The organism is Bacteroidota bacterium (genome assembly GCA_008933805.1).
GTDB lineage: Bacteria > Bacteroidota > Bacteroidia > UBA8524 > UBA8524 > SB11.
In genome coordinates this window covers 318,586-344,964 of sequence record WBUH01000002.1, presented here as the reverse complement: position 1 = coordinate 344,964, position 26,379 = coordinate 318,586, and the positions used below count along the sequence as shown (strand labels likewise).

The window sequence follows — 26,379 nt, the reverse complement described above, 5'->3', positions numbered from 1 at the left end:
TAAATCAACAAGTCAACAAATCAAAATTTACTTGTAAAACTCCATGTATTCCGCGGCCAACTCAACATACACGGCGGCATTGCGCTTCACCTTTTCCACCTGTTCGGGGGTAAGGGTTTTCACTATTTTAGCCGGAGTGCCCACCACCATGCTAAAAGCAGGGATTTCCATGCCCGCGGGTACTAATGCATTTGCCCCTATAATACTAAAATCGCCCACTTTGGCACCGTTCATCACGGTACTGTGCATTCCTACCAACACATTATCACCAATGGTAGCCCCATGCACCAGCGCAAGGTGGCCTATAATGCAATCGTTACCAATGGTGGCTGGTTCGTTGAGGTCAACGTGTATCACGGCATTGTCTTGTATGTTGGTACGGTGTCCGATGGTAATAGAGTCGCTGTCGGCTCTCAACACCGCGCCAAACCATACGGAACATTCATCACCCAACGATACATTACCAATTACTGTAGCATTGGGGGCTATAAATACATTTTTGCCCTTTTGAATAGGCTTAGACAGGATTTGCTGTATATCCATAGGGCAAAGATAGGCAAACCGAAGGTGCAGTATTGTATTACCGGATTGAAATCCGGTGCTTTGGAGATTACCCCATCGGTGAGGACTTAAGTCCTCACCGATGGGGTAATCTCAACAACGCGGGGTTTAAACCTCACGTTGCAAACTCATCCCAAAGTCAATACAAATACGTTATTGTCCTATTCGTCTCGAAGGATAACTCCTATTTTTGCTTTGAAACTATGGAAATTCTCCCCTTACAACCCGAAGACTTACCCCGTTTATCTGAAATTCAACCGACCGATTGGGGCGACATTACCCCCAACGTAACTTATTACCTCAATTCGCCGCATTGCAGCCCGATAAAAGTGGTTGAAAACGGTGAAATTATTGGTACAGGCTCTGCCATCCGCCACAAAGACACTGCATGGCTGGCCTTGATTATCGTTCACCCGCAACACCGTAACAGAGGTTTGGGCGGTATCATCACAAAGTATTTGGTAGATATGCTAAAAGCCGAAGGCTTTGAAACCGTTTACCTGATTGCTACCCCAATGGGTGAACCTGTTTACAAACGTTTGGGCTTTGAAATAGAAACCGAATACCTGTTTTTCAAGGGTGAGCTTAAGGAAACTGAAACGCAGCCCAATATCATTCCGTTTGAAGCCAAACACCTGCCCCGCATTTACGAGTTAGACCAACAATCGTATGGTGAAAACCGTTGGTACCGCATGGATGAAAATTTACAAACCGCAAGGGTGTATGAACACAACGGCAAAGTGGAAGGGTTCTATTTACCCTCATTATCTGAAGGATTGATAGTTGCCGCAACACCCCAAGCAGGCATCGCACTGATGCAACTGCGCGCCCAAACCCACGAAGTATTTATCCTCCCTGTTGATTGTGCCGCAGGTATTGAGTTTTTAAAAACCAACGGTTACCAGGAAGTTCGCAACGCCCAACGGATGCGTTTGGGCAAACAACGCCCCTTTAACCCCGCCATGTTATACAACCGTGTAGGCGGCCCGATAGGGTAGCAATATTGCGAGTTATTTATTTTTAAAACACAAATCAATAATCGCTTTGATATGTTTCCCATCTCCATATTCAGGCCATATCCTCCTAAACTCCTCATCTTTTGATAATTCATTCAGTGAGTAAAGAAAACTAAGCTGTTTGCTGTTTCTCATAAAGCAACAATTACTACCCATTCCTATTAAGATTGAAATTATGTCGGGAGTACCTTCTTCTACGTACTCCCCTCCTGTTATGCTATCAAAATCATGAAGATTATTCTTTAGATACATCATTGCTTTATTCCCATTCATAACCCAACCATAAGAGCAGCTATCGTATATGTATCTTTTTATTTTCATAAAATTGGGGCAATCTGAATGTATTTGATGCCCTATTTCCAGTTCGTCAATTCTCCCTCTAATCATATAACCAACACTATCAACGTGTTTAAAAAACCCGTACTTAAAATTCTTGTATTGCTTTAAACTACTATACACATCGTAAGTTAAGATGTCAACAAACAGGAATGCCGACGCACGGTTAACTTCTTCCAAGTCAGTAGTCTTTATCAAAAAAACCAATGTGTCATCTTCATTTGAAACACTAATATCCCTATTATATTGTTCAAGATTTCCGTTAAACTCATTGGTTTCAAATACTTTGAAAAGATTACCAACAAAAATCAAAAATGACAAAACAAGTATTACGACAATAATTTTGTTACGAGATATCTTCATAGCATAATGTTGTTCAAAAGTACAATTCCCCATACCTTCTTCAATAAACTCTCATAACAAGTTCACTATTTTTGCCACATGCCTTTACTTATCACCCATATAAAATCCCTTTACGGAGTTCTTTCACCTGATGTTACTGTGAAACGCGGCGCAGCGATGGCCGATTTTGCACACATTGATAATGCCTATTTGCTGATTGAGAATGGGATTATTAAAGAATTTGGGGAAATGGCCGAGCTTGAAAAATCTTCAAATTCGCAAATCATCAACTCTTCAAATCAGATAAACGCCGAAGGCAGATTAGTACTCCCAACGTTTGTTGATAGCCACACGCACATTGTGTTTGCCCGCACTCGCGAAGAAGAATTTGTGATGAAAATAAAAGGGGCTACTTATGAAGACATTGCCGCTGCCGGCGGTGGCATACTTAACTCAGCAAGGCGTTTGCAAGCAGCCACCGAAGACGAATTGTTTGAGGCTGCTTGGCACCGTTTGCAAGAGCTGATAAGCAAAGGTACCGGAGCCATTGAGATTAAAAGCGGATATGGCTTAACTGTGGCTAATGAACTTAAAATGCTGCGTGTGGTGAAGCGGCTGAAAGAAAAAGCCCCAATCCCTGTAAAGGCTACCTTTTTGGGGGCACACACCTACCCTGCCGACTACAAACAAAACCACGAAGGGTACTTACAACTGATTTTTGACGAAATGCTGCCTGCCATAGCTGCTGAAGGCTTGGCTGATTATATAGATGTGTTTTGTGAGAAAGGCTTTTTTAGTGTTGAGGAAACCGCCCGCATATTAGAAGCCGGTGCAAAACACGGTTTAAAAGCTAAAATACACGGCAACCAGCTGGATTACAGCGGCGGTGTGCAAGTGGCCGTAGCCCACAATGCCGTTAGTGTTGACCATTTGGAACACGCCGGAGATGCTGAAATAGAAGTGCTGAAAAACAGCAATACCCTACCCGTTGGCCTGCCCGGCTGTTCGTTCTTTTTAGGGTTGCCCTACACGTCCGTTCGTAAATTAATTAATGCAGGATTGCCCGTAGTGCTGGCCAGCGATTTTAACCCCGGCAGTTCTCCCGCAGGGGATATGCGTTTTATTACTGCGTTGGGCTGCATACAAATGAAACTTACCCCCGAAGAAGCTTTTAATGCTACTACCATCAACGGTGCAGCGGCGTTAGAATTATCAAAAGAAACGGGCAGTATAACCGTTGGTAAAAAAGCTAATTTTATTGTCACTAAGCCCATCCCTTCGCTGGCGTGGATACCTTATGCGCATCAAAATAATTGGATAGAAAATGTTTTTATTAACGGCATAAAAGTGTAATTTGCTGTTACTAACTATCTATTGCTATCTAACTTATGAAATTAATTACTTGGAATTTGCAAGGCGCAAATGACAGTGACGGCAGCAAGTGGGCTATTGTAGCCACTCAGTTTATAAAAAAGTATAAAGCCGATATTGTTTGTTTGCAGGAAAGCGGATGGCCACTTGCCAACCCTGATTTTATGAGGGTATATGAGGAAAACATTGAGCTTATACCCTACCCCACCCGTTTTAAAGGCAATAAACCACCCGACGGGGTAAATTATACCCAATTTATTTGGCGACCGTTTAAAAACGGTAGAGAGGAAGATATACCCATTTATGTTTTTTGGATGGAAACCGACGACGACGGACACAGGGTGAATCTTACCATTTTATCACTCATAAAGCCTTACTACCTGTTATACGTTGAGCCCGTTACCGTTACTGATACATTTTCTACTCGCCCTGCTATAGGAATAAACCTTGGTGTGCCCAATTTTTTCTGCATTCATGCCAATGCAAGAACCAAAGGTGGTGATGCTCCAAGGTTAATAGAAACCATTAACGACCGATACCGGGTTTGGTTTGCCGCAGGTGATTTTAATAAAGACCCTGATACCGAATGGAACCCCGCGGGGGTGATTTGGCCGCCCGGAAGCGCTACACACGATAACGGCAGTTGGCTGGATTATATGGTAGCCTATACCGGTTTTAACAGGGGTGTGGTGCTGAATAAACAAGCTTCCGACCATTTTCCTGTAGAGTATGTTTTCTAATCTCACTTTCACACATCATATAAAATCTATCTAAGCATTATGAGAATTACAACATGGAACATGCAAGGCGCTACGAATAGCGCCGACAGCAAATGGACTATCGGTGTCCAACAATTATTAGCCACTGATAAAGTGGATTCTGACATAGTATCTCTGCAAGAGTGCGGAGCTGCTCCTCCATCAGCCGTTGCGGCGGTAGCCCCCGCATGGATTGGGAATCCCCCCGCTGGACTGGTTACAGGGTATTACACATGGAAACCTTCAAAGGTTACTTACTACGTAGTATGGGCACAAACCGACCCAAACGGCAACAGGGTAAACATTGCCCTTGCTTCACAAACTGCCCCTGCTAACCTTTTGTATGCGCCTCCCGGTTTAGCCGGCGGCAGGCCTGCCATCGGTATGCTGGTGGGTGGTCGCTATGTATTCAGTATTCACGGTTTCTCAGGTAATGGTAACGACGACCCCGGATTGATTAACAATGTGTATGCTATGGGTACGCCCAATTGGTATGTTGCCGGTGATTACAACCGCGAGCCAAACACTTGGGTACCTCCGCACGGGGTTTTATGCCCTCCGGATAAGCCCACCTATCCGTCAACAAAAAGAAAATACGACTACATGGTGAAGAATGCTGCTCCGGCTGTTACGGGCATCACCTTAGATACTTTCGTAGTTTCTGACCATTACCCTGTTGTTTTTGATGTATAAGCAGGGACTACTGTTTGTACGAGATATACGGAATTAAAATCCTGAACTGTTACGATTACCTTCTTGTGCAGGACTTAAGTCCTGCACAAGAAGGTAATTTTAAAAACTATAGTTTTTAACCTATTGCACCGACGGGCATAAAGCCCGCCTCTTTCGTAGTGGTTTGTTTCGAATGGTTTAAAACCATTCGAAACGGAACACTAACGTACAGTATCGAGAATCAAAGTGAGACCATTTAGTTTGACGGTTTTAATTTTGGTTTCACAACTACTAAGTCGCTAATCACAATATTTTGTGGCTTAGTGTCTTTGCGGCAGAATAACTGTTTTAATAGGCTATATAGCAGGGAATTTTACTTTTGATACCATTCCATGTTTTTTAACTTATGCTTACTTTCGGATGAAATTTTGAGGCTGTAATGGACTTTGGACGCATACCTGATATTGAACACACCGATTTCAGTTTACCCCCTACCCCGCCTGAAACCCTTGAGGTGCTTTCTAAAGCAGGGAAAAAAGGTAAGCCTGAAATTTTTGTGGGCTGTCCCGTTTGGGGCGAAAAGGAATGGGTAGGTAAAATATACCCCAAAGGCACCAAACCCAAAGAGTTTCTGCACTATTACTCCACCCAGTTTAATTGCATTGAGCTAAACAGTACCCACTACAATTTTCCCAATGAAATACTAGTAGAGAAATGGAAAGCCGACGTACACGAAGGGTTTAAGTTTTGTCCGAAAATTACCCAAGACATCAGCCATTTTAAACGTTTGGTTGGAACTGACGGCATGGTGGAAGACTTTTGCAAAGCCATTCAACTGCTTGAGGGGAATTTAGGCACTGTGTTTTTGCAACTCCCGCCTAATTATACTCCCAAAGGGTTAAGCGATGTGATACGGTTTGCCGAAACTTTCCCTAAAAACGTTCCGTTGGCTATCGAGTTCAGACACCCGCACTGGTTTAGCGATGCATGGGTGCGGAATGAGATTTTTGCGGCATTGCAACATTTTAAAGTAGGTACAGTAATTACCGATGTAGCAGGTCGCCGTGATGCAGCTCATCAACGTCTTACCACCCCCGAGGCTTTTATCCGTTTTGGAGCCAATGATTTACACCCTACCGATTATCCGCGTATGCAGGATTGGGCCAACCTGTTACACGATTGGGCACAGCAGGGTTTGCAACGGGCATATTTCTTCCTACATACCCCAATAAAACATTACAACCTTGAGCTGGCTACGTATATGATTGATGAGTTAAACAAATTAGGGTATGATTTAAAAGCTCCCTATCCTTACTCAGAGCCAAAGAAAATAAACCCGCAAAGCAGTTTGTTTTAAAGCGTGCGGTAAAAATCAAGCAACTGGCCACAAATCACCTTGTTGTCGTATCTCTCCTCAATAAGTCGGCGTGCGTTTTGTCCCAATTGGGTACGTGTATTTTCGTCGGTAAGTAATTGTATCAGTTGATTTGCCACCTTTTTAGGGTCTTCGCCTATCAGAATATTCTTCGCTTCCGTAAAATCAATTCCTGCTGCTGCACGAGGGGTAGCCACAATAGGTTTGCCCAGTGCCATACCCTCTAATATCTTCACACGAATACCGCTGCCGCTTAGCAAAGGCACTACCATAATGTGGTGCTGTTGCATAAAGCTTACTGCATCGGGTACTTCGCCTGCAATGGTTACATTGGTATCGTTCCGCTCATAAAACCACTGGGGTATTTTTTTTCCTGCCAAATGGAACTGAACATCAGGAAACTGTGTTACCACCAACGGCCATATCTCATCCAAAAACCATTTCATAGCCTCTTGATTGGGTATCCAATCCATAGAGCCTAAATGAAACACATCCGGAGTACCTTGTGGTTGCGCCGTGTGGTCGAACTTATCCAAATCAATCCCGTGTGGAGATAAATATACTTTGCCTTTAAACCCAATGCTTTTAAAGAAATCTTCATCCTCCTGCGTTAGCGATACCAACGCATCTAATTGGTGCAAAGTGGCTTGTTCGTATGTTTTAAGTCGGCTTGCCAACAAACCCAAATACCATTTTTTAACAGGATTGCCTGTATTGGCAGCCAGTTTTTCCCAAATGCGATGCTCAACATTATGGGCGCGCATGGCAATAGGCCCTTTGTAGTGCTTGCGTATATCAGCAATGTATCCTGTAACAAACAGACTTTCTAAGTGAATAACGTCAAACGTATCTTGTTGCAATACCCTTGCAAGCAGTTGGGCAAAGGGTTGTCCGTAAAAACGCACCATGTGGTAAGAGTGCGGGGTAAACAGGTTTAAAAAAGCGTCTTTTGCTTTAATGTCGGTATCTATATCAACACTCTCAAACCCAAAATCATCAAAAAAATAACGGGGCAAAGTGCTCACATCCACATTATCTTTTTTGGGATTAAGGCACACAAACTTTACTTGTGCTCCCGCGGCTTTTAGCCCGTGCAACAGGGTGTGCATGGCTATTACCCCCCCATCTTTCAACGGATAGGGTACTCGGTGTGATACAACCAGAATTTTCATTATTGGTTTGGTTCTTTGCGCTTGCGGCCAAAGCTAACAATGCGGCGCATACCGCGAATATAGGCATCGGGGTCAAATAACGATGAATCGCGGGAGGCTTTTGATGCCAGCCAAACCCCTAGCGGGGTCAGTACGGCGGCGGCAATCCACATACCCACACTGGCAGGCACAACCAACTCGCGGGTAATTTTTTCACCAATGATGTTTAGAATATAAAACACCATAAACAGTAAAATGGCTATCACCATCGGCCAACCAAAGCCGCCTTTGCGCACAATAGCTCCCAGCGGTGCACCGATAAGAAACAGTACTAAGCAGGCTACGGGCAATGTAAATTTCTTATGCCACTCTATGCGGTATCTGGCTTCTTTTTGTAACGTATCCTTGTGCAGTTTTTTGCTGTTTTCAACCGTTCCCTTTGTTGTACGGGCGATATTCAATGCCTGAGAAAACACCATGTTTGCATTGGGGTTTTCCTTTTGTTTCCATTCAGCGGTTGCTTTGTGGTACTCCTCAACATATTGGGGCTTCAGCGTATCAAAAATGTGGTAGTTGGCGTTTACAAACGTTTGCATTTCAAGCAACAGTGTATCGGCTTTTTTTTGTAGCGAGTCTATTCCCTGTTGCAATTGGCCTATGCTTTGTAATTGCTGATTACCCTTAAACAAATCTTCGGCAGTACGGCTCAAATCCAACTGCGATAAGTCAAACACAATCTCTTGTCGTTCAAACTTCATCGAGTTGTGCATAAAAGTTCGGTGATAATCGGGGTTGTCCCGCATTTCTTCAAACCTGCGTCCGTTTATCAGGGTAAAATATAAAAAGCGTTTGTCTTCGCTGCGGGTCATTTCGCCGCGTTCGGCCAATACTACCGTAGTGCTGGCTTGCTCTTTAGTATGGTCGTAAATTACAATGTCGTAAATGTCTTTCCCGTTCTTATCCTTCTTGCCTATCTTAATGCTAAAACCTTCAATATCATTATAAAAAGCCCCTTCGCGAATATCAAACGCCGGCTTTTTGTTTTTCACATCCCAAAACAGCGAAAAGAATTTAAGGTTGGCGGCGGGTATCACATAGTTACCAAACAAGAAACTGCCTGCTGCTAAAATTGCCACAAACAACGCAACCGGGTATAATGCCCTGCGTAGCGGAACACCTGCTGCTTTTATTGATACTAACTCGTACCGCTCGCTAAGGTTACCAAACACCATAATGCATGACAACAGCACGCCCATGGCCAATGAAAGCGGGATAAAGTTGGGAACGCAATAAAACAGTAATTCGGTAACCACGTACCACTCAAGTCCTTTGCCCACCAAGTCATCAATGTACTTCCACAAAAACTGCATTAAGAAAAACAGGGTGGAAATAAAAAAAGTAACAAGAAAAGGCCCTACAAATGAGCGCAGTATAAAGACGTCGATTTTTTTGGTGCCGAACACTATGGATGTTATTTTGCTATTGCCGATGGCAGTTGCAAATTTTCAGCCAAAAAACTGAATATGAAAGAAGTTTTATGAGCCAATGGCTGTTTTTAGGGTTTGTACTTGGGTGCCCCACAATTGTTTTGATTCCTCAACCTCGCTCTCAATAGCAAAATCAGTAATCACAAGCCCAACATCGCCGGTAATTTCGTCTTGGATAATCTCAAATTCAAAAAATTCCTCCTCGTGGCTGTCTTCCCAACGGAAACGAATGTATTTATTAGGGCTGTTCTTTAGCATCTCTGCTTTTTGTTCTGAGCCGGCCCAACGAAAAACATATTCTCTTTTGTCGTGTATATCCACATCATCACAAAACCACTCAGCAAGGCCCGATGGCGTACTCAAATAATTATAAAGAATACTGGGCGAAGATTTAAACCCAAACTCAACTACGTACTTTTTTTTCTTACTCATCATTCATTGCTTTAAAAACACTGTTGCTGCGAAAGTATATGGATAATAGCTTTATTTTGCGTTGACAAAATATACTTTTTACAAAGTAAATCAAAACAATACTCGTGTCAAGTTTTATTAAAAAAAACAAACTGTTTTTCATCCTCTTGTTAGTATTTGCAGGCTTTTTGACACTGCAATTAATATGCTACCCAAAAGGGAATTTAGTATTGTTTTTAGATGGCCTGCACACGCCTGCCGCTGATATTTTCTTTAAACTTTATACCCATATAGGCGACGGACTAACCTCTATCGCTGTGGCTGTAGCCCTGTTTTTACTAGTAACGATGCGCTGGGGATTGCTTACGTTGCTAACCTTTGCGTTATCGGGAGGTATATCGCAACTGCTTAAAACGGTTGTTTTTGGCCCCACTCCCCGCCCCCACCGCTATTTTGAAGGACTTAACCTACTGCACCCTGTTGAAGGTGTGAAAATTGCATACATATACAGTTTCCCGTCAGGGCATACTATCAGCACGTTTGCGCTGTTTAGTATGCTGGCCTTTTTAATACCAAAAAATCAAGGGATTACAGGGTTACTGTTTTGTTTAGCAGCCTTAGGTGGTATAAGTCGTATTTATTTAGGACAGCATTTTACCGAGGATGTATTGGCAGGAATGCTGATTGGCACTCTTTGCTCAATGGTTTTATATTATTGGGTTGAGGAGAAAAAAGGCTTTATGGCTTCGCCTAAACTGGATAAACCTTTGTTGAAATTAAAAAAATGAACAACGAACGTAAACACTACTATATAGTTGCCCTGATTGGTGCGCTGCTATTTATCCCCTTTTTGGGGCAGGTGCATTTGTTTGATTGGGACGAAATAAATTTTGCTGAAAGTGCCCGCGAAATGATGGTAAGCGGCAATTACTTTCAGGTACAGGTAAATTTTCAGCCCTTTTGGGAAAAACCACCGTTGTTTTTTTGGCTACAGGTACTTAGCATGAAAGTATTTGGAGTAAACGAGTTTGCTGCCCGTTTTCCCAATGCTTTGTGCGGCATCGCCACTCTGCTGGTGGTTTTTCATATAGGTAGAAAAATATTTAATACCCGAATGGGTTATTGGTGGGTGGCTTGTTTTGTGGGTGCATTTACCCCGCATTTATACTTTAAATCGGCCATTATCGACCCTACTTTTAACCTGTTTATCTTTTTAGGAGTATTTCAAATATACCGCGCTTCAATAACTGAAACAGGTAAACGCCGTTTGGGTATTTATGCGCTTGCAGGTATGTTTTTGGGCTTGGCGGTATTAACCAAAGGCCCTGCTGCTGCTGCCGTTACCTTGTTATGTGTATTGAGCTATTGGGTGGTAAACCGTTTCAGGTTTTATTTTAACGTTAAAGAAATTATCCTGTATACACTCTGCGCTATTGCCGTGGCTTTTGCTTGGTTTGGAGTAGAAACGTTAAACAACGGTTTCTTCTTTTTGCGTGAGTTTATCTTGTACCAAATAGACCTTTTCCGCAACCCCGTTGCCGGACACGGTCAACCCTTCTACTACCACCCCATTGTATTGCTGTTGGGTTGTTTCCCTATATCCATTATCGGGTTTTATATGTTCAAGAAGAATGAAAACATTTCTGACGAGCAAAAGGTATTTGCCCAATGGATGTTGATTTTGTTTTGGGTGGTGCTGATACTGTTTAGCATTGTAAAAACTAAAATTGTTCACTACTCATCGTTGTGCTATTTGCCGCTTACATTTTTGGCTGCTTATACGATTGAAAACATTATTAGCGGACAATGGCAATGGAAACGCTGGCTTTCAATCCCGTTGTTGGTAATTGGTGTGGCATTGGGAGCTGCCTTTACCATGCTACCCATGATTGCCTCATCGGCAAGTTTAAAGGCCAAATTATTCCCTATGATTAAAGACCCGTTTGCGGTGGCCAATTTTAGTCGCAACGTTGCTTGGGGCGGTTGGGAATGGCTGATAGGTATTTTGTTTCTGACGGCCATTATTATGGGTACTGTGCTGCTGTACCGCCAACGGTTGCAAAGGGGTTTTATAACGCTGTTAGGCGGCACTATGCTTAGCCTGCAATTGTTTTTATACGTAGTGGTACCCAAAGTTGAACAATACAGCCAAGGTGCTGCTATTAAGTTTTGGGAAAGCCTGCAAGACAAGGATGCTTACGTGCAGCCCTTGGGCTACGATACCTATGCCCATTATTACTATGCCCGCATAAAACCGTGGGACAATATGGCGCCTGATTTAAAACGCTTTTATGATGCCGAGGTGGAAGGTTACAAACAACGCGCGCCAACGGATTGGTTTGACCACCTGCTACGCGACTGGCTGCTGGAAGGCAAAATAGATAAACCTGTTTTTTTCTGCTGCCACATTTCTAAAGCCCCTGAATATGCCAAACGTGTTGATTTATTGCGCATAGGCCAAGACGGTGGTTTTGTATTCTTTATGCGTGAACCAAAGAAAGATTAGAAATTCTAGACGGCTTGCGGTGTTATACATTATCAACCTTACACTGTCATGCTGACGAAGGAAGCATCTTCTCTTACTTTGTCAGCTTACAGATTGCTATGGATTCTTCACTGTCGTTCAGAAGGACAGGAGAAGGTTATCAAAACAACTCACTCAACTCCAACCAGCGGAGTTCTTTTTCTTCCAGTTGGGTATCTACTTGTTCAATTTCTTGCGCCCATTGGGCTATTTGGGTGTGGTCGCCGTCACCGCTGCTTAGTTTATTAGTAAGCTCTGTTTTGCGGGCTTCCAGTTTAGCCATATCCGTTTCAAGGCTTTCCCATTCCAGCTTCTCTTTATAGGTGGGTTTGCGGGTTTTGGCAGCCTCAGCAGTGGATTGGGTTTTAGGTTCAGCAGCCGCCTTAGCTGCTTTCTCCTCCAACTTACGTTTCTCGTCCTCTACTTCTTTCTCAATGCGGTATTGGGTATACGTTCCGTTGTAGTCTTTAATATTCGCGTCGCCCTCAAACACAAACAAGTGGTCGCACAAACGGTCAAGGAAATAACGGTCATGCGATACAATTACCAAACACCCTTTGTAGGTGGCTAAAAACTCCTCAAGGGTGGTAAGTGTAAGTAAATCAAGGTCGTTGGTAGGCTCATCCAGAATTAAGAAGTTGGGGTTCTTCATCAAAATGGTAAGCAGGTACAACCGTCTGCGTTCCCCCCCGCTAAGGGTTGAAACATAATCATGCTGCTGCTTGGGATGAAAGTTAAACGTTTGCAACAATTGCATAGCCGTTAAACTGCCTTCTTTACCCCCCAACGGAAGCACATCGGCAATATCACGTATCACCTCAATCACCCTTTTATCCTCGTCCAGCTTCATCCCCTTTTGGTTGTAGTAACCAATCACAAGGGTTTCGCCGGGCACTACCGTACCCGCATCAGTATTTTCAAGGCCGGTAATCACATTTAAAAACGTTGACTTTCCGGCACCGTTTTTACCTACAATCCCCACTCGTTCGCCGCCTTTAAATGTGTACGTAAAGTTGTTGAAAAACACAGTATCGCCATACCCTTTGCGAAGGTTTTTAAGCTCCATCACTTTACCGCCGATACGGTTCATTTTCACATTAAAACTGATGCTTTCTTCTTTGCGCACATTGCCTGCTTTCTCTTTCAGTTCATAAAAAGCATCAATCCGCGATTTTGATTTTGTCCCCCGTGCTTTGGGTTGCCTACGTATCCATTCCAACTCTTTACGCATCAGGTTGCGGGCCTTATCGGTTTCGCGCTCCTGCATTGCCATGCGCTCGTCTTTCTTTTCCAAAAAGTAAGTATAGTCGCCCGAATAGCGATACAGCTTACCTTCGTCTAATTCAATAATTTCATTGGTTACGTTGTCCAAAAAGTAACGGTCGTGCGTTACCATCAGTAACGTAGTATTATCGGTGCTCAGGTAGCTTTCCAGCCACTCTATCATCTCAATATCCAAATGGTTGGTAGGCTCATCCATCACCAAAATATCGGGGTTGCTTATCAGCAAACGGGCAATGGCCACCCTCTTGCGCTCACCACCTGATAATTGGGCAATTTTACGGTTGGGCAGGTGTATATCCAGCTTGCCCAATATCTGGCGCACTTTTGCTTCGTATTGCCACACATCCAGTGTATCAGCCTGCCTTGTGGCTTCGTTCAGTTGGCGTTCAGTGTCAATGGTGGGTGCTAAACTATGGGCTTCGGCAGCCGTTTCATAGGCTTTTATGGCTTGTATTACGGGGTTATTTTCGTAAAAGATATAATCGGCAACAGTTACAGCTCCTGCAAAATCAGGTTCTTGGGGTAAATACCCTACTTTGATATCCCTGCGAAACACTACTTGCCCCGTATCGGGTATGTCTAATCCCGCAATCAGGTTAAGCAAGGTGCTTTTACCCGTACCGTTATTAGCTACAAGGGCCACCTTTTGACCTTGGTCTATCCCGAATGAAAGGCTTTTAAATAGTTCCTTTTCGCCGTATGATTTGCTGATATTTTCTACCGAAAGATAATTTACTCCCACAGCGGGCAAAGATAGGGCTTGTTGGCGTTAGTTGATGAATTCAGTTGCCAAGAACGAATTGCTATCGCGAGATTAACCAAATGGGTTGATACTCTTGAACTGCAAATGCCATCCTTCGTAACAAAAAATACTTACCGTCTTTTTCTTTCCAATACAAATGAAACACAACTCTTTTGTTGTTATGTGTTACCGTAATTGACTCCATGATATCCATATTATTGAGTTGCCAAACTTTGAGGCCATTGTATTGATATTGATACTCACCACTTTTTAAATAAGGTGATGAAAAAAATTTGTCATGGAATCCTGAACTATCAATAAGTAGTTTATTGTCTGTATTTTGCTTTCCATCTAAAGGCGATTTTTCAATCAAAAATTTAGCTATAGTTTGCTCTAAGGGTTCAAAATTTATGGATACAACAGTCCTTGTTATACTATCGGGATGGAGCAGCAGCCCAGCTATAATTGAATTTGTATTACTAATAAATGTAACCTTGCAAAACAACTCAACCGGATGAGTGCCCTTATTATATGATTCTTTCACAAAGGCATTAATTTTATAGGAGCTTATTTGCCCAATAAGGCTTTCTACCGTCTTATGAATTTTATCAAAATCCAATTCTCCAATTTGCCCGTAAAAATTATCCGCTAAATAATCAAACTCTTTGGCAACAAAATGATCTGCAAAGGTTTTTACTACAGAACTATCACCACTGCTTGCAGGAACAAATTGAGAAATTCCGTCTTTCCAATTTCGTGTTAGGTATTCTTTATTGCACCAATAATCCAGTGTATCAGTTCCATTTTTAAGTTGTATTTGTTGAACTATTTTCCCTTCTCTAAATTCAATCCTAAGTATCTCGTTATTGGCTTTCTTTTCAAAGTCTCTCCATCCACTAAATGTCATAGGATTATATCTTTCAACAATCGTATTTTCTCCCGGGAAAATAGGAATACTAAGTAAATCAGCTTTAGCAACAACTTGGTTTTTCGCTTCGCAACCCAAACAACCTATTATCGTAATAATGTATAACGTCCTATTTATTATGCCTGCTATCATTTATCACTAATACTTTTAAGGGTAACAATATTGAATTCTATTTTTTTATATATCTCTTCGTATGGCTGGTAGTATTCAGTATTTAAAATATCCATTACCTCAGCCTTGTTTTCACTTTTAAAGAAAAAAATATTTCGTTGGTCAACCTTGTATGGGGTTCCATCTTCTTTGATAGTTGTTCTTCCTAATCTATTACCGTAAGATGCTACAATCATACTATCAAAAATCTCAACAAATGCTTTCTTATTTTTCTTGAATAAATAGTCGGCATCATTCCAAATAATAATCCTTGCTTCTGGCTCTGTTTCAAAGTTCAATAACAAATCATACAAAGCATGGCTGATTGCCTGCACCCTATAACCCACAGGTAAGCATAGATTAACTTGATATAAAAAGGATTTTAAACTTTTAACCATTCGACCATATATAGGAGCTACCTCAAATCCCCCTATCCCGATTAAAAACTGAGTATACTGAGTTGTAAACCAAATGTAGCTATCATCGTCATCGTAAAATATAACGAAATCATTTTTATCAGCTTTGCCAAAAAGAGTAGAATGCCATTCTTTTGGACTACGGCTCACATCTATTTCAATCATCGTAATTCCATAAATAAAAAACCGGGCAAGCCGGCGTATTATTGCCAACTGCCCGGTAAAGATAAGCTAAAAAACTACCCGCTTATTTCCGTTTTGGTGAGGGTGAGCGTATAGGTATTCTCACCGTTTATCACCTGTATATCTTGACTACCGCCATAGTTACCGCCATCGGATGTGGCAAGGTTGGCAGTAAGTGTATAATTTCCTTGAGGTACGTTTTGTGCGGCAAACAGCCCTTCTAATTCATCTTCTCCGCTTTTGGCAAGGGCTATTGGCTCGCCTCCGCCTTGTGGAACCAACGACACTAACGTTTGCGCAATATGACCGTTCAATTCTTCAGCATCGGGATGTTGTGGGTCGTTTAAGTTAATATCCACATTAACGGGTGAACCTGTAGGGCTTGGTGCCAATAATGCTGGGTCGGTTTGCGAAGTTGGCGGAACAACCGATTTTGACTCATCACCGTATGGCAACACCAGCTCTTTCAATTTATCCAGCAGTTTCATGGCCCTGCTTGAATAAAACCCTAACAAGAATGAAATTATCAGAGTTCCTTTTGATGCGCTTACATCAAATATGCTATCAGGACTTGAAAGATAGTTGTAGGAGAATATAATAATGAGAGATATGAATGGTGAGTAGGCAATTTTTGCCAGATGGCCGGGGGTTTCGGAAGGTTTAAAGCCCGTACCGCTTGATATGGCCATGGCTACATAAAATAATATGCTGGTAAGTACTCCAAAAATCGTCCAAAATATTATCTCAACGTAGGTATGAGGACCCGCTAACCAAAAATAGGATTTAACCTTAAACCTAGCATTTTGAATAAACGAAACGGCAAGGCTGTTGGGCTGCAAATCAAGCAATGCAAATATTCTGGCGGTATCCTCGGGGAAAATATTTGGCAGTTGATAAATGATAATATTTTTTACCGCTCGGTTATTAGGGTTGTTTTTAAACTGCTGGGCGGTAAATATAGTTGGAGGAGCATCAGTGCGAGAAGTATCACCTTCTACAACGTCCTGTTCAGCCGTTTGATCAATAGTAGGCATATTAGCCGACCCTTCATTTATTAACGAGGTTATGTATGCTACATCCGTTGCATCAATAGTTTTGTACTCTGCCTCGTGCGGGTCGTCATAATATTTCCGTTTATCCTCAGCTGTTTCATATTTATCAAGGCTGTGAATAGCTAAATAAACACCTACGGTGGCCACTAATAGCACAATAAGCAATGCCAGCCAATGGTTTTGTTCTTGCCAAAATGTTAAGGTAAAAACCTTTTTATACAATGGCATAGGCGCATTGTTGGTTTCAGTAGTATTGTTTTCCATAATGTTTATTGTGCAATGAATTGTTTAGATACCCACTGGCTTTGTGTCGGGTCGATTTTATACCATCCGTTCATTTCTGCATAGGCGGTAACTTTTGCGCCGCTGCTTAGCGAATACACCACCGCGAAATTTGTCCCCGCTCCTGCCCTCACATTTAGCTTGCTGGCGGTAACTGTACCGGTAGCTATGGGCTGCGGTGTTTGCGTATCCGGACTGGTTATAAAGCTTGTTATTTTTTGAGAGATTAGGGGTATAAAGTTTTTGTTGGCCGCTTCTACTGTATTACCCCCGAAAAAATTAGTTCCGGGACAGCTTTTCGTACTCCCTGAGCCATTGGTGCGCCTACCTGTATTAAGGTCGAACCAATGGTGATACAAGATAGTTTGGTCGTTAGGCAGCAAACTAAACCGTTTGCAAAGCACTGCATTTAAGAATATTATGGTTTCTTTATGCTCCTCGGTCATTTGGTCTTGGTTAATATCAAACCAACCCAAATGTTCAATAGCAACAGCCCCTGTATTTGCTCCTTTAATTGCGGCCGGGGTAGTATCCATACTCCTGCACAACGCAATTAAGCCGTCAGGAAACGTAGTAAGATTTTGACCGATATCGCTAAACCCACGTTGCAAGTGACTGCTTTTCATGCTGTTTAGCCACTTAAAGGGTTGAGGCGGGTTGTCCCTAAAGTAGTGGACATAGCCCGGTATGTAGGTATGGTGGTTCTGAATTTTATTTATACTGCGCGTGAATTTAGTATTCTCAAGATAGTTCTTAAATTCATCACGGGTATAAAGTACGAATTGACCTTGTGTTTGTGGCATTTGCAATTAACTGTTTGCACGAATTTATAAATATTTTACTCGTAAAAACAACTAATCAAATAGTTATTGGCTAATTATTTTTTAGCCAACGATTTTTCCCACGCCCAAGCAGTAATCAGCATATTTTTAAGATCGCGTTGGGTTTTCCAGCCCAAAACGTTGTTGGCCTTAGTGGTATCGGCATATACTTGCTCCACATCGCCATCACGGCGGGGGCCATATACAAAGTTAAAGTTCACCCCTGTTTCAGCTACAAAGGTATCAACCACTTCTTTTACGCTGCTACCCTTGCCTGTACCTAAGTTAAATATCTCCAGCTTCTCTGCACTTTCATTGTTCAGCAGTCGTTCAATGGCTCGCACGTGAGCGATGGCCAAATCCACTACATGCAAATAATCGCGCACACAAGTACCGTCAACAGTGTTATAGTCGCTGCCGAATATGGTTAGCTTCTCACGTTTGCCAATAGCTGTTTGTGTTATAAAAGGAACAAGGTTATTGGGTACACCTAAGGGTAACTCACCAATCAATGCGCTATCATGTGCGCCAATGGGGTTAAAATAACGCAAAGCAATGGCTTTGGTATCACTCACTTTAACGGTATCGATAAGGATTTCCTCACAAATTTGTTTGGTATTACCGTAGGGAGACTCTGCCTTCTGTACGGGTGAGGTTTCTGTAACAGGATTTATCTCGGGCTGCCCGTAAACGGTACATGACGATGAAAACACAAGGTTATTGATGCCTTTGGCTTGCAGTTCTTGCAACAAAATCACCAACCCGCTTACGTTATTGTGGTAATATTTTAACGGATGCTGCACCGACTCGCCTACGGCTTTATAAGCCGCAAAGTGTATCACACCGGCTATATCGGTATGCTGTGCCAGCAATGCTTGCAAATCGGCACGCTCACACACATCTCCTTCAAAAAACACCGGCCTTTGGCCTGTTATCTGCTCTATACGGTCTAATATAAATGCTTCTGAGTTATTTAGGTTGTCAATAATTACAGGCTGATAACCTGCATTGTACAACTCAACCACGGTGTGCGAACCTATAAATCCAACACCACCAGTAACTAATATTTTTGGCTTGCTCATGGGGTTACAATATACGGCTCACAACGCCGTCTTTCAACTGATATTTTTGTTTGCTTTCTTCACACACGGCTATGCCTTGCTCATCAAACATAAGTTTGTGGCCGTATTCGCTCATCCAGCCTGTTTGCCTTGCCGGATTGCCTATTACTAACGCATACGCTGGAACCTCTTTGGTTACTACCGCACCCGCACCAATAAATGCATACTCACCAATGTTGTTTCCGCAAACTATAGTTGCATTAGCCCCTATACTTGCCCCTTTGCCTACATGGGTTTTTGCATAGTTTTCCCTACGGCTTACTGCGCTACGGGGATTAATAACGTTGGTAAACACCATGCTGGGGCCTAAGAACACATCATCGGCACAGGTTACACCAGTGTATATGGATACGTTGTTTTGCACCTTAACATTATTACCCAACACCACTTGTGGTGAAACCACCACGTTTTGCCCCAAATTACAACCTTCACCAATTATACAACCCTGCATAATGTGCGAAAAGTGCCAGATTTTAGTACCTGCACCAATGGTGCAACCATCATCAATAATGGCGGTGGGGTGTGAGTAATATGTAACGGGATTGTTATCCATTAACGTAATCTAAATTTTATAGGCATTTTATACCTTATTGCGGTTTTAACATTACATATTTTATGAGGTTTGAACTTAAAATTTGTCTTAACAACCCTAATACATTCTTCCTCAAGCCCAAAATCTAATTTAATATCATTAATACATTTTACATTATCAATGCTACCTTCCGATCTAACGGTAAACTGAACTAGAACTTGGCCTTGAATAGCATTTTCAATAGCAAATGCCGGATAATTAAGATTTTTAGCAATTATAGACTGGCGTATATCGGCAGACATTTCGGGATGTTTACAAATAGTTGCGGTATCTATTTGTTCAGTGCTTATACTACCATCTTCATTGAAAAAAAATACCGAATCTATAGTCTCATTCTTACCATAATATACTTTTGCTGCTACTATATTTTCAGAATGATAAAACACCCATTCATTTATCTTTAAACCATCGTCGTAATTACCGGTGTATAATAAACCACCCGTAGAATTATAATTTTCATACTTGCCGTGATATGTACCATTAACATACCAAGCTTTTTCGCTTATGCTTCCATTCTTATTTTTTTGGATTACTTCACCCGTGTAGTCAGGGCCATAATGCAATGTTGTATCAGCGATGGTTTTGCCTTGCGCATAGTTCAGCCATAAACCTATTTTAGTTCCGTCTTTATATAAACCTTCCCGCTCAACTCCCCCTTCTTTATAATAGATTTTCCAATAACCGGTTTTATCACCGTTTTGATACTCTCCTTCACACATCACATTACCCGATGTAAAATAGTAGGTAAACTTACCGTTACAGCTTTCTTTACTTACTTCAACACTGCTAAAACTTCCTTTACAGTACAATTTATCTTCATACTTATAATATATCGAAATAGGAATCTCTCTGCTTGCAACATTATCGGGTTTTTCATAATAAAAAACAGCCTCACGCTTTTTGCAAGATTCCCAAACCATATTCAGGTACACCCTTTTAGCATATAGCCCTGCGAATGAACAACATTGCAGGGCTATACAGGCAAGAATAAATATTATATTTTTTCTCATTTATTCGAAGCAAACTCCCTTCCGTGCGGGTCTTTAAACAAGTCCGCTTCGGGGAGTGATTTAAAGTAATCGTATGTTATTTTTAATCCTTCAGCGCGGCTCACTTTAGGTTCCCAGCCAAGTATTTCTTTAGCGCGGGTAATATCAGGGCGGCGTTGCTTAGGGTCGTCAGTAGGTAATGGTTTATACACTATCTTTTGCGATGTACCGGTAAGTTTTATAATCTCTTCGGCAAACTCTTTAATGGTGATTTCGATAGGGTTACCAATGTTTACAGGGTAAGCATAATCGCTCATCAGCAAACGGTAAATACCTTCTACCAAATCATCCACGTAGCAAAAACTGCGGGTTTGGCTACCATCACCAAAAACAGTAATGTCTTCACCCCTCAACGCTTGTCCGATAAATGCGGGCAATGCTCTACCATCATTCAGACGCATACGAGGGCCGTAGGTATTAAATATACGTACGATACGGGTTTCAACACCGTGATAAGTGTGGTAAGCCATTGTCATAGCTTCTTGGAAACGCTTAGCCTCGTCGTACACACCGCGTGGGCCTACAGGGTTTACGTTGCCCCAGTAGTCCTCGTTTTGAGGATGCACTAACGGGTCGCCATATACTTCAGATGTTGACGCAATAAGCATACGTGCACCTTTTTCTTTTGCCAAGCCCAAGCAATTGTGCACACCCAATGAACCCACTTTAAGGGTTTGAATGGGTATTTTCAAATAGTCAATAGGGCTTGCAGGAGAGGCAAAGTGCAGAATGTAATCCAACTTGCCGGGCACATGGATAAACTTAGACACATCGTGGTGATAGAACTCAAAATTGGGCAGTTTAAACAAATGCTCAATATTGCGCACATCACCTGTGATAAGATTGTCCATTGCAATCACATCATAGTCTTCTTTTATAAAGCGGTCGCACAAATGCGAACCCAAAAAACCGGCACCGCCGGTTATTAATATACGTTTACGCATTGGCTTTAGCAATTTGGTTTTTACCGTTTATACCTACACCGTAATATGCAAAGCCCATATCGTTAAGTTCTTTGCCATCGTAAATATTACGTCCGTCAAACACCACTTTGTCATTCATTATTTTAGCAAGATTTTCAAAGTTAGGCACACGGAATTCAGGCCATTCGGTAATCAGCAATAAAGCATCAGCACCTTGTAGTGCATCGTCTTGCTCATCCACATACTCAATAGTATCACCCAGCATGTGTTTGGCTTCTTTCATTGCCACGGGGTCGTATGCTTTTACTTTTGCACCGCCTTCAAGCAATTTTTCTATAATCACCAATGATGGAGCTTCGCGCATATCATCAGTTTTTGGTTTAAACGATAGTCCCCACATACCAAAGGTTTTGCCTTTAATATCGCCGTTGAAGTGTTTCATTATTTTGGTAACCATCACCATTTTCTGGTCTTCGTTTACCTCTTCAACTGCCTCAAGTATGCGCATGTTATAGCCTTTTTCAACCGCAGTTTTAATAAGGGCTTTCACATCTTTTGGGAAGCATGAACCGCCATAACCAACACCGGGATAGATAAATTTATTACCGATACGCGCATCGCTGCCTATACCCTTACGCACCATGTTTACATCAGCACCCACAATTTCGCATAGGTTAGCTATATCGTTCATAAAGCTGATTTTGGTAGCCAGCATACTGTTTGCAGCATACTTGGTCATTTCAGCTGAAGGCACATCCATGAAAATAATGGGGTGACCGTTTAACAAGAAAGGCTTGTACAAACGACGCATAATTTCTTCTGCTTTTTCTGATTCAACACCGATAACAATACGATCGGGTTTCAAGAAATCATCGATTGCAGCACCCTCTTTCAAAAACTCAGGGTTAGAGGCCACATCGTAAGTTAGTTTTGAGCCGCGGGCATTTAATGCTTCTGATACTTTAGCACGTACTTTTTCAGCAGTACCCACGGGTACAGTACTTTTAGTAACAACCACTAAATAATCAGTCATGTTACGACCAATCTCATCCGCTACAGCCAATACGTATTTCAAATCAGCACTTCCGTCTTCACCCGGAGGGGTTCCTACTGCTATAAAAGCAACATCGGCACCAACAATACTTTCAGCAAGGCTGGTTGAAAAGTGCAACCGCTCTTTTTCAACGTTACGAAGTACCATTTCTTCAAGCCCAGGTTCATAAATAGGCATTATGCCCTTTTTAAGATTTTCAATCTTACGTTGGTCAATGTCAACACAAGTAACATCAATACCTACTTCGGCAAAACATGTTCCGGTTACAAGGCCCACATAGCCGGTTCCAACTACTACTATTTTCATAGTGCTTAATACGATTTTGGTTTATTAGTGATTGTTAACGAAATCTAATACATTACTGGTGATAAAAGCAAGTTGTTGCTCATCCAATTCGCTATGCATAGGCAGCGAGAATACGGTTTTACACAATTGCTCGGTCACGGGGAACATTCCTTCTTTATACCTTGGGTCGGTATACGCTTTTTGCATGTGCAACGGAACAGGGTAGTAAATCATGCTGGGCACACCGCGCTCGCTCAAAAACTTACGTAACTCATCGCGGTCAACGTTGTTCAATAGCAACGTGTATTGGTGAAATACGTGAGTTGAATCGTTAGCCCTTGCTGGTACGGTTAGTTTTGGGTTGTTTGCAAACGCTTTATCATAAAAATCGGCTACCTTATTACGGGCAGCAGCATAATTATCCAAACTGCGTAGTTTAATGCGCAATACTGCGGCTTGCAAGCTGTCCAAACGGCTGTTTACGCCTATCTCATCATGGTAATACAAGGTGCTTTGACCGTGATTACAAATCATGCGCATTTTTGCAGCCAAAGCATCATCATTGGTGAATATAGCACCACCATCGCCCATACAACCTAAGTTTTTAGACGGGTAAAACGATGTTGCTCCCACTGTACCTATGGTTCCTGCTTTCTTTACAGTTCCGTTGGTAAAGGTATATTCAGCACCAATAGCTTGGGCTGTATCTTCAATTACGTATAAGTTATGCTTTTGGGCAATCTCCATCACCCCTTCCATGTTTGCACACTGGCCAAACAAATGCACAGGCACAATGGCTTTGGTTTTTGGGGTAATTGCAGCTTCAATAGCCTTTAAATCAATCTCAAAAGTTGCAGGGTCAACATCCACCAACACGGGGGTAAGTTGAAGCAACCCAATCACTTCGGCGGTAGCTACGTAAGTAAAGCTGGCAGTTATCACCTCGTCGCCGGGTTTCAAACCCAATGCCATCATGGCTATTTGCAACGCATCGGTACCATTAGCGCATGGTATCACGTGCTTCACGCCCAAGTATTGTTCTAACTCTTGTTGAAATGCTTTTACTTCCGGACCGTTTATAAATGCCGACGTTTTTATAACGTTTGCGATAGCAGCATCCACTTCATTTTGTATTTTTTCATACTGGCTGTAAACATCAACCATCTGAATTTTTTTCATCCCTTGTGATTCCACGCTGAATAAATGATTTTGTGCAAATATAACCCAATAAATATGAAATATGAGGTAACAATACGCGCCGAAAAAGGTTTTTAGCGTGCTGATAAATAGCGGCTACACTACCAACTATTTACCGTTGGTTTTCGTTTAGCTGTTATGCCTTTACATAAAAATAACGTAGGTTTGAGCCTGAAAATGAAGTACCTAAAAATACTTGGGAGTTTGCTGTGTGTGGCTTCGGCTACAGCGGCTTTTGCTCAGCAAAGCCCTCCGCCCTTCCCTCCCCCATCTGATACGGTTCGCAAGGTGCAACAACCTTTGCGCCAACGTGAGTTTAAAGCACAACGTGCAGTGGTTTTCAGGTTCAACTATTCGTACTGTTTTCCGCAGGCCGATTTGGGTAAACGCTTCGGGGTATTTTCAAACCTTGGCGGAAGTGTAGGGATGAAGTTTGAGAGCGGCTGGGATTTGCGTGCTGAAGGCGGTTTCATCTTCGGGCGTAATGTGCTGGAATATTCAATGCTTGATTCGTTGCGCAACAGCGACGGTTATTTAGTAGATAAAGACGGATATAATTTTAACCCCCAACTATCTATGCGCGGCTTTAATGTAAGCGCACACTTAGGCCGATTATTCCCGTTGGATAAAAACCGTAACTCAGGTTTGTTTGTAAGTTTGGGCGGCGGCTTTTTGCAACACCGTATGCACTTTCAGAGTGTTTCTAACTTTGCCCCCCAACTGCAAGGCGATTACATGAAGGGCTACGACCGATTGACTAACGGCTATTACGTGCAGGAGTTCATCGGTTACCAGTATATGAGTATTAAAAAAATGGTGAATTTTTACGTGGGGCTTGAGTTTACACAAGGTCGTACGCAATTTGCCCGTAACTGGAACTACGATTTAATGGGACCCGATACCAAAACCCGAAGTGATAATTATTGGGCGCTTCGTATCGGTTGGATATTGCCCATATACGGTGCCAACCGTGATGAAGACGAGTTTATTTTCCGCTAACAGATAACGGTTTGCCCATGCCTGTATTGTATGATTTGGGAATTGCAGCCTACACAGCAGGTGCCCGTTTAATGGCCTTGTGGAATGATAAAGCCCGCAAATGGGTGGCAGGCCGGAAAAATATTTTTGAACAGATACAGCATACCCTTCCTGCAAAAACAAAAAAACGGCTGTGGCTGCACGTGGCCTCGTTGGGCGAGTTTGAGCAAGGCTTGCCCGTAATTGAAAAATTTGACCGAAACGAGTGGGAAATTATCGCCACTTTCTTTTCACCGTCGGGATATGAATACCGCCACAGACACCCCGCCATTGATTTTGCTTTTTACCTTCCGCCCGATACTGCCGGAAATGCTTCCCGCTTTTTGGATGGGGTTAAGCCCGATATGGTGTTGTTTGTGAAGTACGATTTTTGGTTTCACTACCTCACACAAACTAAGCAACGAAACATTCCCTTATACCTTGTTTCAGCATTGTTTAGGCAAAACCAACCTTTCTTTAAAAAATATAACGGCTTGCATTTGCAAATGCTGCACAGCTTTAATCATGTATTTACGCAAGACGAAGGCTCTGTGGTTTTATTACAAAACATCGGTTACAAAACAGTTACCTATACAGGCGATACCCGTTGCGACCGTGTGTTGCACAATGCTCAAAACGCTAAAAAATTCCCCTTAATTGCTGCTTTTAAAGCCGATAAAAAACTATTGGTAGCCGGCAGCAGTTGGCCGGAAGAAGAAGCTTTGCTGGCGGAAGTTCATCCGCAGCTAAACAACGTATTAAAACTGGTAATTGCTCCCCATAAGATTGACGAAGGGCATTTGGCTGAAATTGAAAAGAAATTCAGTAAGGTTATCCGTTACTCAAAGCTAACCGAGGCAAATGCTACGGAATACGATGTTGTGCTGATTGATAACATCGGGATGCTTTCGTCGCTGTATCAATACGGCGATATGGCGCTTATCGGTGGTGCATTCCGCAAGGGGCTGCACAATATTTTAGAGGCCGCTGTGTTTTCAATTCCCGTTTTGTATGGCCCGCCTGTTAACAAGTACCCCGAAGGAAAGCGTTTGGTAAATGCGGGCGGCGGCTTAATCATCAACAATGCTGCTGAATTAAAGAACATCCTATCTGAGTTTCTTACTCACGAGGAGAAGCGTTTGAAAACAGGTGAAAATGCCGCGGCCTTCATCCAACACAATGCAGGCGCAGCGCAAAAGATTTTTGATCTTATAAAACCCTGAGCCTGTCGAAGGGCACTTAATTTTACTACCATCTTAGCAAATTAATCTATCACTTA

24 protein-coding genes and 1 pseudogene are annotated in these 26,379 nt (G+C 42.3%); 9 read left to right on the top strand and 16 right to left on the bottom strand.

The annotated features are described in order from the left end of the window. Positions 1-27: 27 nt before the first annotated feature. Complete coding sequence (locus tag F9K23_03635) at positions 28-543, bottom strand: gamma carbonic anhydrase family protein (protein KAB2918246.1); 516 nt, start codon at positions 541-543, stop codon at positions 28-30. Between the two features lie 221 nt (positions 544-764). On the opposite strand from F9K23_03635, the gene F9K23_03630 reads away from it, so the two are divergent. Next, positions 765-1,559 (top strand): GNAT family N-acetyltransferase, encoded by a 795-nt coding sequence (locus F9K23_03630; protein ID KAB2918245.1) that lies wholly within the window; start codon positions 765-767, stop codon positions 1,557-1,559. A 12-nt stretch (positions 1,560-1,571) separates the two neighbouring features. Here the strand turns inward: F9K23_03630 and F9K23_03625 are convergent, their stop codons facing one another. Next, positions 1,572-2,276: a hypothetical protein gene (locus tag F9K23_03625; GenBank protein KAB2918244.1), complete on the bottom strand. Its 705-nt coding sequence runs from the start codon at positions 2,274-2,276 to the stop codon at positions 1,572-1,574. Between the two features lie 78 nt (positions 2,277-2,354). Here F9K23_03625 and F9K23_03620 point away from each other — a divergent pair, with 78 nt between their 5' ends. The 4 genes from F9K23_03620 (at position 2,355) to F9K23_03605 (ending at position 6,413) form a co-directional block, all read left to right on the top strand. Continuing rightward, on the top strand, positions 2,355-3,608 hold the full coding sequence (locus F9K23_03620; GenBank protein KAB2918243.1) for an imidazolonepropionase: 1,254 nt from the start codon (positions 2,355-2,357) through the stop codon (positions 3,606-3,608). Between the two features lie 35 nt (positions 3,609-3,643). Beyond that, positions 3,644-4,366: a hypothetical protein gene (locus tag F9K23_03615; protein ID KAB2918242.1), complete on the top strand. Its 723-nt coding sequence runs from the start codon at positions 3,644-3,646 to the stop codon at positions 4,364-4,366. A gap of 39 nt (positions 4,367-4,405) precedes the next feature. Further along, positions 4,406-5,077, top strand: coding sequence for a hypothetical protein (locus tag F9K23_03610; GenBank protein KAB2918241.1), 672 nt, complete (start codon positions 4,406-4,408; stop codon positions 5,075-5,077). 418 nt (positions 5,078-5,495) lie between these two features. Then, positions 5,496-6,413, top strand: coding sequence for a DUF72 domain-containing protein (locus F9K23_03605; GenBank protein KAB2918240.1), 918 nt, complete (start codon positions 5,496-5,498; stop codon positions 6,411-6,413). Here F9K23_03605 and F9K23_03600 read toward each other — a convergent pair. Genes F9K23_03600 through F9K23_03590 form a run of 3 tightly spaced genes read right to left on the bottom strand, consistent with a single transcriptional unit; the run spans position 6,410 to position 9,501 of the window. Then, on the bottom strand, positions 6,410-7,603 hold the full coding sequence (locus F9K23_03600; GenBank protein KAB2918239.1) for a glycosyltransferase: 1,194 nt from the start codon (positions 7,601-7,603) through the stop codon (positions 6,410-6,412). The two genes, F9K23_03605 and F9K23_03600, sit on opposite strands and share 4 nt — an antisense overlap. Further along, entirely contained in the window at positions 7,603-9,072 is a 1,470-nt protein-coding gene (locus F9K23_03595; protein KAB2918238.1) for a YjgP/YjgQ family permease, read from the bottom strand. The genes F9K23_03600 and F9K23_03595 overlap by 1 nt, the downstream gene beginning before the upstream one ends. Positions 9,073-9,117: 45 nt before the next feature. After that, positions 9,118-9,501, bottom strand: a complete 384-nt coding sequence (locus F9K23_03590) for an SRPBCC domain-containing protein (protein KAB2918309.1) — start codon at positions 9,499-9,501, stop codon at positions 9,118-9,120. A 167-nt stretch (positions 9,502-9,668) separates the two neighbouring features. On the opposite strand from F9K23_03590, the gene F9K23_03585 reads away from it, so the two are divergent. Further along, positions 9,669-10,268: a phosphatase PAP2 family protein gene (locus tag F9K23_03585; GenBank protein KAB2918237.1), complete on the top strand. Its 600-nt coding sequence runs from the start codon at positions 9,669-9,671 to the stop codon at positions 10,266-10,268. Continuing rightward, on the top strand, positions 10,265-11,986 hold the full coding sequence (locus F9K23_03580; protein KAB2918236.1) for a glycosyltransferase family 39 protein: 1,722 nt from the start codon (positions 10,265-10,267) through the stop codon (positions 11,984-11,986). Before F9K23_03585 ends, F9K23_03580 begins: the two co-directional genes overlap by 4 nt. Positions 11,987-12,125: 139 nt before the next feature. Here the strand turns inward: F9K23_03580 and F9K23_03575 are convergent, their stop codons facing one another. The 11 genes and pseudogenes from F9K23_03575 to F9K23_03525 form a co-directional block, all read right to left on the bottom strand. Further along, positions 12,126-14,030: an ABC-F family ATP-binding cassette domain-containing protein gene (locus tag F9K23_03575; GenBank protein ID KAB2918235.1), complete on the bottom strand. Its 1,905-nt coding sequence runs from the start codon at positions 14,028-14,030 to the stop codon at positions 12,126-12,128. A 61-nt stretch (positions 14,031-14,091) separates the two neighbouring features. Beyond that, the gene (locus F9K23_03570; protein KAB2918234.1) at positions 14,092-15,090 is read right to left on the bottom strand and encodes a hypothetical protein; all 999 of its coding nucleotides are present in this window, start codon (positions 15,088-15,090) and stop codon (positions 14,092-14,094) included. Continuing rightward, complete coding sequence (locus F9K23_03565) at positions 15,087-15,689, bottom strand: hypothetical protein (GenBank protein ID KAB2918233.1); 603 nt, start codon at positions 15,687-15,689, stop codon at positions 15,087-15,089. The genes F9K23_03570 and F9K23_03565 overlap by 4 nt, the downstream gene beginning before the upstream one ends. A gap of 74 nt (positions 15,690-15,763) precedes the next feature. Next, positions 15,764-17,023: a hypothetical protein gene (locus tag F9K23_03560; protein KAB2918232.1), complete on the bottom strand. Its 1,260-nt coding sequence runs from the start codon at positions 17,021-17,023 to the stop codon at positions 15,764-15,766. A gap of 230 nt (positions 17,024-17,253) precedes the next feature. Further along, positions 17,254-17,844 (bottom strand): annotated as a pseudogene (locus tag F9K23_03555) (N-acetylmuramoyl-L-alanine amidase). Between the two features lie 74 nt (positions 17,845-17,918). Further along, positions 17,919-18,944, bottom strand: coding sequence for a UDP-glucose 4-epimerase GalE (galE, locus tag F9K23_03550; GenBank protein KAB2918231.1), 1,026 nt, complete (start codon positions 18,942-18,944; stop codon positions 17,919-17,921). A 4-nt stretch (positions 18,945-18,948) separates the two neighbouring features. Further along, positions 18,949-19,536: an N-acetyltransferase gene (locus F9K23_03545; protein ID KAB2918230.1), complete on the bottom strand. Its 588-nt coding sequence runs from the start codon at positions 19,534-19,536 to the stop codon at positions 18,949-18,951. Then, the gene (locus F9K23_03540; GenBank protein ID KAB2918229.1) at positions 19,536-20,585 is read right to left on the bottom strand and encodes a TonB family protein; all 1,050 of its coding nucleotides are present in this window, start codon (positions 20,583-20,585) and stop codon (positions 19,536-19,538) included. The genes F9K23_03545 and F9K23_03540 overlap by 1 nt, the downstream gene beginning before the upstream one ends. Then, on the bottom strand, positions 20,582-21,568 hold the full coding sequence (locus tag F9K23_03535; GenBank protein ID KAB2918228.1) for an SDR family oxidoreductase: 987 nt from the start codon (positions 21,566-21,568) through the stop codon (positions 20,582-20,584). The genes F9K23_03540 and F9K23_03535 overlap by 4 nt, the downstream gene beginning before the upstream one ends. Continuing rightward, positions 21,561-22,907 (bottom strand): UDP-glucose/GDP-mannose dehydrogenase family protein, encoded by a 1,347-nt coding sequence (locus F9K23_03530; protein ID KAB2918227.1) that lies wholly within the window; start codon positions 22,905-22,907, stop codon positions 21,561-21,563. The genes F9K23_03535 and F9K23_03530 overlap by 8 nt, the downstream gene beginning before the upstream one ends. A 24-nt stretch (positions 22,908-22,931) precedes the next feature. Beyond that, entirely contained in the window at positions 22,932-24,065 is a 1,134-nt protein-coding gene (locus F9K23_03525) for a DegT/DnrJ/EryC1/StrS family aminotransferase (protein ID KAB2918226.1), read from the bottom strand. A gap of 156 nt (positions 24,066-24,221) precedes the next feature. Between F9K23_03525 and F9K23_03520 the strand changes: the two genes are divergently transcribed. Together F9K23_03520 and F9K23_03515 are read left to right on the top strand one after the other, a co-directional pair. Beyond that, on the top strand, positions 24,222-25,082 hold the full coding sequence (locus F9K23_03520; protein ID KAB2918225.1) for a hypothetical protein: 861 nt from the start codon (positions 24,222-24,224) through the stop codon (positions 25,080-25,082). A gap of 17 nt (positions 25,083-25,099) precedes the next feature. Then, on the top strand, positions 25,100-26,323 hold the full coding sequence (locus F9K23_03515) for a 3-deoxy-D-manno-octulosonic acid transferase (GenBank protein KAB2918224.1): 1,224 nt from the start codon (positions 25,100-25,102) through the stop codon (positions 26,321-26,323). Positions 26,324-26,379 lie beyond the last annotated feature (56 nt).